8 protein-coding genes are annotated in these 13,432 nt (G+C 70.3%); 6 read left to right on the top strand and 2 right to left on the bottom strand.

The features are described 5' to 3' along the window. Window positions 1-194: 194 nt before the first annotated feature. The 4 genes from metH (at window position 195) to SRB17_RS34655 (ending at window position 8,477) form a co-directional block, all read left to right on the top strand. The gene (metH, locus tag SRB17_RS34640) at window positions 195-3,710 is read left to right on the top strand and encodes a methionine synthase (protein ID WP_153544447.1); all 3,516 of its coding nucleotides are present in this window, start codon (window positions 195-197) and stop codon (window positions 3,708-3,710) included. A 348-nt stretch (window positions 3,711-4,058) separates the two neighbouring features. Continuing rightward, the gene (locus SRB17_RS34645) at window positions 4,059-4,760 is read left to right on the top strand and encodes an HAD family hydrolase (RefSeq protein WP_153544449.1); all 702 of its coding nucleotides are present in this window, start codon (window positions 4,059-4,061) and stop codon (window positions 4,758-4,760) included. Window positions 4,761-5,193: 433 nt separating this feature from the next. Then, window positions 5,194-6,798, top strand: a complete 1,605-nt coding sequence (locus tag SRB17_RS34650) for an ABC transporter substrate-binding protein (protein WP_153544451.1) — start codon at window positions 5,194-5,196, stop codon at window positions 6,796-6,798. Between the two features lie 98 nt (window positions 6,799-6,896). Continuing rightward, window positions 6,897-8,477: an ABC transporter substrate-binding protein gene (locus SRB17_RS34655; protein WP_323376706.1), complete on the top strand. Its 1,581-nt coding sequence runs from the start codon at window positions 6,897-6,899 to the stop codon at window positions 8,475-8,477. A 90-nt stretch (window positions 8,478-8,567) separates the two neighbouring features. Here the strand turns inward: SRB17_RS34655 and SRB17_RS34660 are convergent, their stop codons facing one another. Further along, window positions 8,568-9,239: a response regulator gene (locus SRB17_RS34660; RefSeq protein WP_228618649.1), complete on the bottom strand. Its 672-nt coding sequence runs from the start codon at window positions 9,237-9,239 to the stop codon at window positions 8,568-8,570. A gap of 14 nt (window positions 9,240-9,253) precedes the next feature. Further along, on the bottom strand, window positions 9,254-10,285 hold the full coding sequence (locus SRB17_RS34665; protein ID WP_228396436.1) for a PD-(D/E)XK nuclease family protein: 1,032 nt from the start codon (window positions 10,283-10,285) through the stop codon (window positions 9,254-9,256). Window positions 10,286-10,463: 178 nt separating this feature from the next. Here SRB17_RS34665 and SRB17_RS34670 point away from each other — a divergent pair, with 178 nt between their 5' ends. Together SRB17_RS34670 and SRB17_RS34675 are read left to right on the top strand one after the other, a co-directional pair. Continuing rightward, window positions 10,464-12,317: a site-2 protease family protein gene (locus SRB17_RS34670; protein WP_323376708.1), complete on the top strand. Its 1,854-nt coding sequence runs from the start codon at window positions 10,464-10,466 to the stop codon at window positions 12,315-12,317. A gap of 88 nt (window positions 12,318-12,405) precedes the next feature. Continuing rightward, window positions 12,406-13,308, top strand: coding sequence for a tRNA (adenine-N1)-methyltransferase (locus SRB17_RS34675; RefSeq protein ID WP_153544457.1), 903 nt, complete (start codon window positions 12,406-12,408; stop codon window positions 13,306-13,308). Window positions 13,309-13,432: the final 124 nt, after the last annotated feature.

Consider the following 13,432-nt stretch of genomic DNA (forward strand, 5'->3'; position numbering starts at 1 on the left):
CCTCCCGCTAACGGTCGGTCGGCACTTGTTACATCACACGTGACCTGCGCGTGGCGCACCCGCCACCCGGCGTCCGCGTCGTGGACGCCGGTGCCCATCCAAGCCGACTCCCGGTTACTCTGGCGCCGTGCGGCAGCCCCGCCTCCCATGGGACACCGCATAGCCGACAGCCGTCGCACCTAGGGAGCCCCTTCATGGCCTCGTTGCCACCGTCCCCTTCCGCCGACAGCCGGACCCGTGCGTCCGCGCTCCGAGAGGCGCTCGCCACGCGCGTGGTGGTCGCCGACGGAGCCATGGGCACCATGCTCCAGGCCCAGGACCCCACGCTCGACGACTTCCAGCAGCTCGAGGGCTGCAACGAGATCCTCAACCTCACCCGCCCCGACATCGTCCGCTCCGTCCACGAGGCGTACTTCGCCGTGGGCGTCGACTGCGTCGAGACCAACACCTTCGGGGCCAACCACTCCGCCCTCGGCGAGTACGACATCGCAGAGCGCGTCCACGAGCTGTCCGAGGCCGGCGCCCGGGTGGCCCGCGAGGTCGCCGACGAGTTCACCGCCGAGGACGGCCGCCCACGCTGGGTCCTCGGCTCCATGGGCCCCGGCACCAAGCTGCCCACCCTCGGTCACGCCCCGTACACCACGCTGCGCGACGCCTACCAGCGCAACGCCGAGGGCCTGGTCACCGGCGGCGCCGACGCGCTGCTCGTCGAGACCACCCAGGACCTGCTGCAGACCAAGGCCGCCGTCCTCGGCGCCCGCCGGGGCCTGGACGCCCTCGGCCTGGACCTGCCGGTGATCGTGTCGGTGACCGTCGAGACCACCGGCACCATGCTGCTGGGCTCCGAGATCGGCGCCGCGCTCACCGCGCTGGAGCCGCTCGGCATCGACATGATCGGCCTGAACTGCGCCACCGGCCCGGCCGAGATGAGCGAGCACCTGCGCTACCTCGCGCGCAACGCCCGCATCCCGCTGTCCTGCATGCCCAACGCGGGCCTGCCCGTCCTCGGCAAGGACGGCGCCCACTACCCGCTGACGGCGCCCGAGCTGGCCGACGCCCAGGAGACCTTCGTCCGCGAGTACGGCCTCTCCCTCGTCGGCGGCTGCTGCGGCACCACCCCCGAGCACCTGCGCCAGGTCGTCGAGCGTGTCCAGGGCCTCACCCCGCCCGCCCGCGACCCGCGCCCGGAGCCCGGCGCCGCCTCCCTCTACCAGTCGGTCCCCTTCCGGCAGGACACCTCCTACCTGGCCATCGGCGAGCGCACCAACGCCAACGGCTCCAAGAAGTTCCGCGAGGCCATGCTGGAAGGCCGCTGGGACGACTGCGTGGAGATGGCCCGGGAGCAGATCCGCGAGGGCGCGCACCTGCTCGACCTGTGCGTGGACTACGTCGGCCGCGACGGCGTCGCCGACATGGAGGAACTCGCCGGCCGCTTCGCCACCGCCTCCACCCTGCCGATCGTGCTGGACTCCACCGAGGTCGACGTCATCCGGGCCGGCCTGGAGAAGCTCGGCGGCCGCGCGGTGATCAACTCCGTGAACTACGAGGACGGCGCAGGCCCGGACTCCCGGTTCGCCAAGGTCACCAGGCTCGCCCAGGAGCACGGCGCCGCACTGATCGCGCTCACCATCGACGAGGAGGGCCAGGCCCGCACTCCCGAGAAGAAGGTCGAGATCGCCGAACGGCTCATCGACGACCTCACCGGGAACTGGGGCATCCGTGAGGAGGACATCCTCATCGACACCCTGACCTTCACCATCTGCACCGGTCAGGAGGAGTCCCGGGGTGACGGCCTCGCCACCATCGAGGCGATCCGCGAGCTGAAGAAGCGCCACCCGGCCGTCCAGACCACCCTCGGCCTGTCGAACATCTCCTTCGGCCTGAACCCGGCCGCCCGCATCCTGCTGAACTCCGTCTTCCTGGACGAGTGCGTGAAGGCGGGCCTGGACTCGGCGATCGTGCACGCCTCGAAGATCCTGCCGATCGCCCGGTTCAGCGAGGAAGAGGTCACCACCGCGCTCGACCTCATCCACGACCGTCGCAGCGAGGGCTACGACCCCCTGCAGAAGCTGATGCAGCTCTTCGAGGGCGCCACCGCCAAGTCCCTGAAGGCCGGCAAGGCCGAGGAACTGGCCGCTCTCCCGCTGGAGGAGCGTCTCAAGCGGCGCATCATCGACGGCGAACGCAACGGGCTGGAAGCGGACCTGGAGCTCGCGTTGGCCGAGCGGCCGGCCCTGGACATCGTCAACGAGACCCTGCTGGACGGCATGAAGGTCGTCGGCGAGCTGTTCGGCTCCGGCCAGATGCAGCTGCCGTTCGTCCTGCAGTCCGCCGAGGTCATGAAGGCCGCCGTCGCCTACCTCGAACCGCACATGGAGAAGTCCGACGCCGAGGGCAAGGGCACCATCGTGCTGGCCACCGTGCGCGGCGACGTCCACGACATCGGCAAGAACCTCGTCGACATCATCCTGTCCAACAACGGCTACAACGTCGTCAACCTCGGCATCAAGCAGCCGGTCTCCGCGATCCTGGAGGCCGCCGAGGAGCACCGGGCCGACGTCATCGGCATGTCCGGGCTGCTGGTGAAGTCCACGGTGATCATGAAGGAGAACCTGGAGGAGCTCAACCAGCGCGGCCTCGCCGCCCGCTTCCCGGTCATCCTCGGCGGCGCCGCCCTCACCCGCGCCTACGTCGAACAGGACCTGCACGAGATCTACGAGGGCGAGGTCCGCTACGCCCGCGACGCCTTCGAGGGCCTGCGCCTGATGGACGCCCTCATCGGCGTCAAGCGCGGGGTGCCGGGCGCCAAGCTGCCCGAACTGCGCCAGCGCCGGGTCCGGGCCACCGCCTCCGCCGAGGTCGAGGAACGCCCCGAGGAGGGGCACGTCCGCTCCGACGTCGCCACCGACAACCCCGTGCCCACCCCGCCGTTCTGGGACACCCGGATCGTCAAGGGCATCCAGCTCAAGGAGTACGCGAGCTGGCTCGACGAGGGCGCCCTGTTCAAGGGCCAGTGGGGCCTGAAGCAGGCCCGCACCGGCGAGGGGCCGTCGTACGAGGAACTCGTGGAGAGCGAGGGCCGCCCCCGGTTGCGCGGCCTGCTGGACCGGCTGCAGACGGAGAACCTGCTGGAAGCGGCCGTCGTCTACGGCTACTTCCCCTGCGTCTCCAAGGACGACGACCTGATCATCCTGGACGAGCAGGGCAACGAACGCACCCGGTTCACCTTCCCGCGCCAGCGCCGCGGCCGCCGGCTGTGCCTGGCCGACTTCTTCCGCCCGGAGGAGTCCGGCGAGACCGACGTCGTCGGCTTCCAGGTCGTCACCGTCGGCTCGCGCATCGGCGAGGAGACCGCGAAGCTCTTCGAGGCCAACTCCTACCGCGACTACCTCGAACTGCACGGCCTGTCCGTCCAGTTGGCGGAGGCGCTCGCCGAGTACTGGCACGCACGCGTGCGCGCCGAGCTCGGCTTCGGGGGCGAGGACCCGGCCGACATCGAGGACATGTTCGCCCTGAAGTACCGGGGCGCCCGCTTCTCCCTGGGCTACGGCGCCTGCCCCGACCTGGAGGACCGCGCCAAGATCGCGGACCTGCTCCGGCCGGAGCGGATCGGCGTCCACCTGTCCGAGGAGTTCCAGCTGCACCCCGAGCAGTCCACGGACGCGATCGTGATCCACCATCCGGAGGCGAAGTACTTCAACGCCCGCTGAGCCCTCCGGGGGTTCGGCCGACGTCGCCATCCGAGGTGCCGGGGCAGGTCGTGCGCGAGCGCGGGTGCGTGGGGGCGGGTCGCGCCCACGCGGCGGAGCCGCACATCGATCCAGTCCCGCGCCCCTTCGGGGCGCTGCCCACAGCGGCACCCCCGGGCGCTGCGAGCGGCCCCTCGCAGCGGCACAGCAACGGCCCTCTGGCCTGCGCCGAGGGTGATTTTCGGCATACCCCCGGGCACGAGTGATAAACGAGGCGTTTCCGCTGCCGGAGACGTACACTGGTCGGTCCACCAGGCCGGTTCCCTGTCCGGGAACCGGCCTGATCGTCCCTCAAGGAGGTGCGCCCGGATGACCAGCACGGTCCCCGCGCTCGGAACCCTTACGGCCGAAGGCTCCGCCCTGCAGGCGGTGCTCCTCGACATGGACGGCACCCTGGTGGACACCGAGGGATTCTGGTGGGACGTCGAGGTCGAGGTCTTCGCCGCCCTCGGCCACCCCCTGGACGAGTCCTGGCGGCACGTCGTGGTCGGCGGACCCATGACCCGCAGCGCCGGCTTCCTCATCGAGGCCACCGGCGCCGACATCACCCTGGCCGAACTCACCCTGCTGCTCAACGAGGGGTTCGAGGACCGTATCGACCGGACCCTGCCGCTGATGCCGGGCGCCGCCCGCCTGCTCGCCGAACTCCACGAGCACGGCATCCCCACCGCCCTGGTCTCCGCCTCCCACCGGCGCATCATCGACCGCGTGCTGAGCGTCCTCGGCACCCACCACTTCGCCCTGTCCGTCGCCGGCGACGAGGTCACGCGCACCAAGCCCTTCCCCGACCCCTACCTGCTCGCCGCCGCGGGCCTCGACGCCCGGCCGGACAGATGCGCGGTGGTCGAGGACACCGCCACCGGTGTCGCCGCCGCCGAGGCCGCCGGCTGCCGCGTCGTCGCCGTACCCTCCGTCGCCCCCATCAGTCCGGCCGCCGGACGCACCGTGGTGACCTCTCTGGAAGAGGTCGACCTGGCATTTCTGCGCGGGCTGATGACGGACATGTTCTAACTGTTCACCCAGCGTGAAATGTCCATTGGCCCGGCTGGACAAATTTCCGGGGAAGTACACCCGAGTGGAATTCACAGCCGGCCGCGCGGCCGAATTCCCACTGACTCCCGGCACAGTTGGAAGTGTGACGTTCCCCACCCTGCCCGCCCTCGACAACACGGGCCGAGTGTGCTGAACGACCCTGTGCGGCCCGGAATCCCGGGTCCTTGTGTCCCGATTGATGGGATGCTGCACTAATCCTGCCGCTGTCGGGTTTTCGGTGTGTCCGCACCTGGTTCCACTGCGTGATGGGGGGTCAACTCACGGGGCCGTGAACCCTCCTGCGGGCGCGGACTAATCTCGTCGCGAGAACATCGCCGCAACCCCCGTGATCCGCCGCACCACCCATGCATGCCGGATACACGGACCCGAACAGTTCTGGAGAAACTCCCGCATGAACCGCAAGACTTTGGTGCTGCCGGCAGTGGCCGGCCTGCTCACCCCGGTTCTCGCCGCGTGCGGCGGATCCGGCAGCGGGAGCAAGAGCGGCGACGCCATCGTCGTCGGCACCACGGACCGGTTCACCACCACCAGCGACGCCCCGGCGCCCCTGGACCCCGCCTACGCCTACGACGTCGGCACCTGGAACATCCTGCGCCAGACCGTGCAGACCCTGATGGCCCAGCCCAAGGGAGAGGGCAACCCCGTCCCGGACGCCGCCGAGAGCTGCTCCTTCACCGACAGCGGCAGCGAGCGCTACGCCTGCAAGCTGCGCGACGGCCTGAAGTTCGCCAGCGGCGACAAGGTGACCGCCCAGGACGTCAAGTACTCCATCGAGCGCGCCCTGCGCATCAAGTCCAGCAGCGGTGTCGCCTCCCTGCTGAACACCATCGACACCATCGAGACGCAGGGCGACCACGAGGTCATCTTCCACCTCAAGACCGCCGACGCCACCTTCCCGTTCAAGCTGTCCACTCCGGTCGCGGGCATCATCAACCCGAAGGACTACCAGAAGGACAAGCTGCGCGACGGCTTCGAGGTCGACGGCTCGGGCCCCTACACGGTCCAGGCCGACGTCAGCGGCAACGCGATGACCTCCGCCACCTTCACCAAGAACCCCAACTACAAGGGCTCCGTGAAGGTGAACAACGACAAGGTCGAACTGCGCTCCTTCAGTGACGCCGCCGCGATGGGCGCCGCCATCGACAAGGGTGACATCGACGTCATGACCCGCACCATGTCGCCCGAACAGATCCAGAAGCTGGACGCCGGCGGCGACGCCAAGGCCGACCTCGTCGACATGCCGGGCCTCGAGATCCGCTACCTCGCCTTCGACACCAACGCGCCCAGCGTCAAGTCCAAGGCCGTACGCCAGGCCATGGCCCAGCTCATCGACCGCGCGGAACTGGTCTCCAAGGTCTACGGCACCCAGGCCGAGCCGCTGTACTCGCTCGTCCCGGCCACGGTCACCGGCCACTCCAACTCGTTCTTCAACAAGTACGGCAACCCCAGCGTCGCCAAGGCCAAGGACCTGCTGACCAAGGCCGGCATCACCGCCCCGGTCAAGCTGACCCTGCACTACACCACCGACCACTACGGCTCCGCCACGAAGAAGGAGTTCCAGGTCCTGCAGAAGCAGCTCAACGACAGCGGCCTGTTCGACGTGTCCATCCAGGGCCACTCCTGGGACGTCTTCCGGCCCGCCGAGCAGAAGGGCCAGTACGACGTCTACGGCATGGGCTGGTTCCCCGACTTTCCGGACGCCGACAACTTCCTCGCGCCCTTCCTCGACAAGGACAACTTCCTCGGCTCGCCGTACTCCAACAGCACCATCCAGCGCACCCTGATCCCGGAGTCCCGCCGCGAGGCCGACCGGCTCAACGCCGCCAAGAGCCTGACGGCCATCCAGGACATCGTCGCCGAGGACGTCCCGGTCCTGCCGCTGTGGCAGGGCAAGCAGTACGTCTCCGCACGGGACGACATCACGGGCGTCGCCTACGCCCTCAACTCCTCCTCGACGCTCCAGCTGTGGGAGCTCGGCCGCGGTGTGAGCGGCTGACGGCTCTCGCGTCCGGGGCCGGCGACGGCTGCCCCGGACACCCCGGGGCCAGGACGGCGGCCCCGGGAGTGACGAACCGACGACAAGGCACATTTCAAGTGAACATGCGCAACCAGTGGCCAGTCCTGCCCGTCGTGGCGGGGCTGGCCTCCGGCCTGTTGACCGGCTGCGGCTCGGGGTCCGGTGATTCCGGGGGTACCGGCGCCTCCGTGGTGATGGGGATGTCCGACGACGTCCTCGCCACGGACCCGGCCTCCGGCTACGACCCCGGCTCCTGGCTGTTGTTCGACAACGTCTTCCAGTCGCTGCTCAGCTTCCCCAAGGGCCAGACCGAACCCCAGCCGGAACTCGCGAAGGAATGCACCTTCACCGACTCCCGCGCCACGGTCTACCGGTGCACGCTCAAGAACGGCCTGAAGTTCAGCAACGGTGACCCGCTCACCTCGAAGGACGTGAAGTTCTCGTTCGACCGCACGCTGAAGATCAACGACCCCGCGGGGCCCGCGGTCATGTTCCCGATGCTCGGCAGCATCGACACCCCGGACGCGAAGACGGTCGTCTTCCACCTGAAGTCCTCCGACGCCACCTTCCCCAGCAAGATCGCCTCCGGCGCAGGCTCCATCGTGGACCACGCCCAGTACGACGCGAACGGCCTGCGCAGCGACCACAAGGCCGTCGGCTCCGGCCCCTACAAGCTGGACTCCTTCGACAAGGACCAGGCGGTCTTCTCCGTCAACGCCAACTACAAGGGCACCGCCGAGGTCAAGAACTCCGGCGTCACCCTGAAGTTCTTCCACGGCGACCGCGCCGCCCTGAAGAAGGCGCTCCTCGACGGCAACGTCGACATCGCCTACCGAGGACTGTCCGCCTCCGACATCGCCGGCCTCGACCAGCAGGACGGCAACAAGGGCGTCGAGGTCATCGAAGGCAGCAGCGCCGAAGTCCAGCACCTGGTCTTCAACATGAACGACCCGGTCGCCGGAAAGCTCGGCGTCCGCAAGGCCATGGCCTACCTCGTCGACCGCGACGCCCTCATCCAGAACGTCTACCAGGGCACCGCCACCCCGCTGTACTCGATCATCCCGGCGGGCATCGTCGGCCACAACACGGCCTTCTTCGACACCTACGGCGCCCGCCCCTCCCGGGCCAAGGCCGCTGCCGCACTGCGCGCCGACGGCATCACCGGCAAGGTCAAGCTCACCCTGTGGTCCACGCCGTCGCGATACGGCCCCGCCACCGACGAAGAGCTGAAGGCCATCGCCGGACAGCTCAACGCCAGCGGACTGTTCGACGCCGACGTCAAGTCGGTCGCCTTCGACCAGTACGAGAAGGACATCGCGGCCGGCAAGTACGGCATCTACGTCAAGGGCTGGGTCCCGGACTACCCGGACGCCGACAACTTCACCGCACCCTTCTTCGGCAAGGGCAACGTGCTGGACAACAACTACAGCAACCGCACCATCACGGGCACCCTCATCCCCGACACCGCCGCGCAGAGCGACCGGGCCGCCACCGACAAGGACTTCGGCCGGCTGCAGACCATCGTCGCCACCGAACTGCCCGTCCTGCCCGTGTGGCAGGCCAAGCAGTACGCGGTCGTCCGCGACGGCGTCTACGGCCTGGAGTACTGCCTGGACGCCTCCACCGTGTTCCGGTTCTGGGAACTCAGCAAGAGCTGAGGCCTGTTGACACCGAGGGCGCCCATCTCCACGGGGGAGGGGCGCCCTTCGGTGTCGCAGCGGACGTACGCGCGCTCGACGTAAGCGCGCTCACTGCGCGCCGGGACGCACCAGCCCGCTCTCGTACGCGTACACCGCCGCCTGCACCCGGTCTCTGAGACCCAGCTTGGTCAGCACATGCCCCACATGCGTCTTCACGGTGGTCTCGCTGACGAACAGGTCGGCGGCGATCTCCGCATTGGACAGACCGCGCGCCACCAGCTTCAGCACCTCCACCTCACGGTCGGTGAGGGTGTTCAGCGTGTCCGGCACCGGCTCCTCACCGGAGGGAAGATGCGTGGCGTACTTGTCCAGCAGCCGGCGCGTGATGCTCGGCGCCAGCATCGCCTCGCCCGCCGCCACCACACGGATCGCCTGCACCAGTTCGTTGGCGGGCGCGTCCTTCAGCAGAAAACCGCTCGCCCCGGCACGCAGCGCCTCCACCACGTACTCGTCCAGATCGAACGTGGTCAGCACCAGCACCTTCGCCGGACCGGACCGGTCGGGACCGGTGATCTGCCGGGTCGCCTCCACCCCGTCCATCCGCGGCATACGGATGTCCATCAGCACCACGTCCGGCTGCAGGGCCCGCACCTGATCGAGGGCCTGCAGGCCGTCACCGGCCTCGCCCACGACCGCGATGTCCTGCTCGGCCTCCAGGATCATCCGGAAACCCGTACGCAGCAGGGGCTGGTCGTCGACCAGTAGGACACGGATGGCCACGAGACACTCCTTCGCTAGTCCGGGCCCATTCTGCCCTGCGACACACTCCCGGACTCGCGCGCCCTCACCGGCAGCGGATACGGCGGGGGAGTGCCGCCGAACTCCGGACAGTGCGCCTGGTGGTCGCACCAACCGCACAGCTTCGTCGGACGCGGCCGCCACTCCCCGGTCTCCGTGGCCTGCCTGATGGCCTCCCACAGCGCGTGCAGCTTGCGCTCCACCCGCTCCAGATCGGCGAGGTCCGGGTCGTACGTCAGCACATCCCCGCTGCCCAGATACACCAGCTGCAGCCGGCGCGGGACCACCCGCTTCAACCGCCACACCACCAGGGCGTAGAACTTCATCTGGAACAGCGCGCCCTCGGAGTACTCCGGCCGCGGCGCCTTCCCCGTCTTGTAGTCGACGATCCGCACCTCACCGGTCGGCGCCACATCCACCCGGTCGATGATCCCGCGCAGCCGCAGCCCCGACTCCAGCTCGGCCTCCACGAACAGCTCCCGCTCGGCCGGCTCCAGCCGCGTCGGATCCTCCAGCGTGAACCACCGCTCGACGAGTTGCTCCGCCTCCTGCAGCCATCCGGCCAGCCGCTCCCCGTCCGGATCGTCGGCGAACAGCTCCGAGACCTCCGGCCTGCTCTCCCGCAGCCGCTCCCACTGCCCCGGGACCAGCGCCTTCGCCCTCGGTGCGGTCCGCTCCGCCGCGGGCGCGTCGAACAGCCGCTCCAGCACCGCGTGCACCAGCGTGCCCCGGGTCGCCGCCGCGCTCGGCTTCTCCGGCAGCCGGTCGATCACCCGGAACCGGTACAGCAGCGGGCACTGCATGAAATCGCCTGCCCGGGACGGGGACAGCGAGGTGGGCGGTATGGCGACCCGCTCGGCACCGGTCCCGGGCACGGCCGGCAGGGCCGGGTCCTGCTCCGGGACCTCCACGGCCGCCGAGGGCCCCGGCACCGGAGCCGTCATCGGCGTCGGCCGCGGCGTCTCGGCCGGATCCGTCTGCTCGGCGCTGCCCGACAAGGCTCCCGCGTCCTCGATGCTGCTGTCCATGTCCACAGACCTTACGGCCCACCACTGACAGTCACCCATCCGCCGACCGCGTTCGGCCGCCCGACCACGGGGCAAACACAAGGGGTGCCGGGGCGAAACACGTCACCACGGCCGCATACCATCGACAACAGACCTTCCGTCCGGCAGGTACGGAAGACGCTTCGAACGAGGGGACACCGTGGACGTGAGCGGCGGGAGCGGGCAGCCGCGGTCCGGCAACGACAAGCCGGCCGAGCACCCCGCAGGTCCAACGGCCCCGACGACCGACCGCACCGACCATGCGGCCCCGGACCCGCAGCCCCGCACGCCCACCACGGACCACGCCCGGCCCGAGGCCGACGACAAGGGGGACGCGCCCGCTCGCCCGGCCGCCCCACGACCTGCCCGGAACCCCACGGACCCGAACGACACCGGCACCACCACGCCCCCGGACGGCACGAGCAGCGCCGCGGACGCCTCGGACGCCTCCGCGCTTCCGCAGGGCACGGACAACGCCGCCGACGGCTCGGACGCCTCCGCGCTTGCGGAGGGCACCGACACCACCACCGACGGGGCTACGGACGCCACCGCGCCTCCGGCCGGAACGCACTCCGCCGACGGCTCGGGCACAGAGGGGACCGGCGGCGGCCCGATCGACACCGACGGGACCGGCAGCAGCGGCTCGGAGACCCCCTCTCGCGACACGACCGCGCCGCCCCCCGCCCCCCACGCCTCCGCCGGACCCGAAAACGCCCCCGCCCCCAGCCCCGACACCCCCGTCCGGCCCGAAGACGCCCCCGCCGGCACCCCCGGCACGCGGCGCGACGAGCGCCCCGAGCACCGGTCCCTCGCCCACTCCGGAATCGCCAAGGGCGAGCCGCCCCAGCCACGGCCCAAAGAGCCCGGGGGCGGCATCCTCATGGGCCGGCCGTTCGGCGTGCCGGTGTACGTCGCGCCGAGCTGGTTCCTCGTCGCCGCGCTGATCACCTGGGTCTTCGGCGGCCAGCTCGACCGCGTGCTGCCCGAGCTGGGCGCCGCCCGCTACCTGGTCTCCCTGTTCTTCGCCGTCGCCTTCTACGCCTCCGTGCTCGTCCACGAACTGGCCCACACGGTCGCCGCGATCCGCTTCAAGCTCCCGGTCCGCCGCATCCAGCTGCAGTTCTTCGGCGGCGTCTCCGAGATCGAGAAGGAGGCCGAGACCCCGGGCCGGGAATTCGTCCTGGCCTTCGTCGGCCCCCTGCTCTCCCTCGTCCTCGCCGGCCTGTTCTACCTCGCCATGAAACCCGTCGAGCCCGGCACCGTACCCGGTGTCCTGCTCGCCGGCCTGATGATCTCCAACCTCATCGTGGCGATCTTCAACCTCCTCCCCGGCCTGCCCCTCGACGGCGGCCGCATGCTCCGCGCCGTCGTCTGGGCCATCACCGGCAAACCCATGACCGGCACCGTCGCCGCCGCCTGGGTCGGCCGCGCCCTCGCCGTCGCCGTCCTCATCGGCCTGCCGCTGCTCAACCAGTCCGGCGCCCTCGGCGGCAACAGCGCGGACACGGGCGGCATGGACACCGTCACCGACGCCCTGCTCGCCGCCATCCTCGCCGCGATCATCTGGACCGGCGCCGGCAACAGCCTGCGTATGGCCCGCCTGCGCGAACACCTCCCCGAACTGCGCGCCCGCACCCTCACCCGGCGCGCCGTACCCGTCGAGACCGACACCCCGCTCTCCGAAGCCCTGCGGCGCGCCAACGCCGCCGGCGCCCGCGCCCTCGTCGTCGTCGACGCCCACGGCAACCCGCTCTCCCTGGTCCGCGAGTCCGCCATCGTCGGCGTACCCGAACACCGTCGCCCCTGGGTCGCCGTCAGCGGCCTCGCCCAGGAGCTCACCGACGGCATGCGCGTCTCCGCCGAGCTCGCCGGAGAAGAACTCCTGGACGTCCTGCGCGCCACCCCCGCCACCGAATACCTGGTCGTCGAGGAGACCGGCGAGATCTACGGCGTCCTGTCGGCAGCAGACGTGGAGCGGGCCTTCGTCAAAGCGATGGCACGGCCGGCCGCATAACGCCCTGTGCCGGAGCGCGCCCCCCTACCGCCGGCCCCCACCCCCCTCGTCGGCCAAACCCCCGGACGGGACCCGGTAGGCTGGTCACATGTCCGAACCGACCGGTGCCGCCCGCAGGCGCGGGCCCTTCAAGGTCGGGGACCAGGTACAGCTGACCGACCCCAAGGGCCGCCACTACACGTTCACGCTCGAAGCCGGGAAGAATTTCCACACCCACAAGGGCTCCTTCCCGCACGACGAACTGATCGGCGCTCCCGAGGGCAGCGTTGTCCGCACCACCGGCAACGTCGCCTACCTCGCGCTGCGCCCCCTGCTCCCCGACTACGTCCTGTCCATGCCCCGCGGGGCAGCCGTCGTCTACCCGAAGGACGCGGGGCAGATCCTCGCCTTCGCCGACATCTTCCCCGGCGCACGCGTCGTCGAGGCGGGGGTCGGCTCCGGCTCGCTCAGCAGCTTCCTGCTGCGCGCCATCGGTGACCAGGGCATGCTGCACTCCTACGAGCGCCGTGAGGACTTCGCCGAGATCGCGCGAGCGAACGTGGAACGCTACTTCGGCGGCCCCCACCCCGCCTGGCAGCTCACCGTCGGCGACCTCCAGGACAACCTGTCCGACACCGACGTCGACCGCGTCATCCTCGACATGCTCGCCCCCTGGGAATGCCTGGAGGCCGTCTCCAAGGCACTCGTCCCCGGCGGCATCCTCTGCTGCTACGTGGCCACCACCACCCAGCTCGCCCGGACCGTGGAGTCCATCCGCGAGATCGGCTGCTTCAACGAGCCGACCGCCTGGGAGACCATGATCCGCAACTGGCACATCGAGGGCCTCGCCGTCCGCCCCGACCACCGCATGATCGGCCACACCGGCTTCCTGCTCACCGCCCGCCGCCTCGCCGACGGCGTCGAGCCGCCCATGCGCCGCCGCCGCCCCGCCAAGGGCGCCTACGGCGAGGACTACGCCGGCCCCAACGCCGACGGCGGCCCCGGCCGCTGACCCGCCCCGCACACACAGCACAACGCAACGGCGCCGTGCCGCAGTTCCCGCACACCGACGGGAACTCCGGCACGGCGCCCGCGCGTTGACGGGGAACCAGGGTTCCCCAGCCTCCACGGCTCGC

Origin of the sequence: Streptomyces sp. RB17 (assembly GCF_009604455.1) — a bacterium.
Taxonomy (GTDB): Bacteria; Actinomycetota; Actinomycetes; order Streptomycetales; family Streptomycetaceae; genus Streptomyces.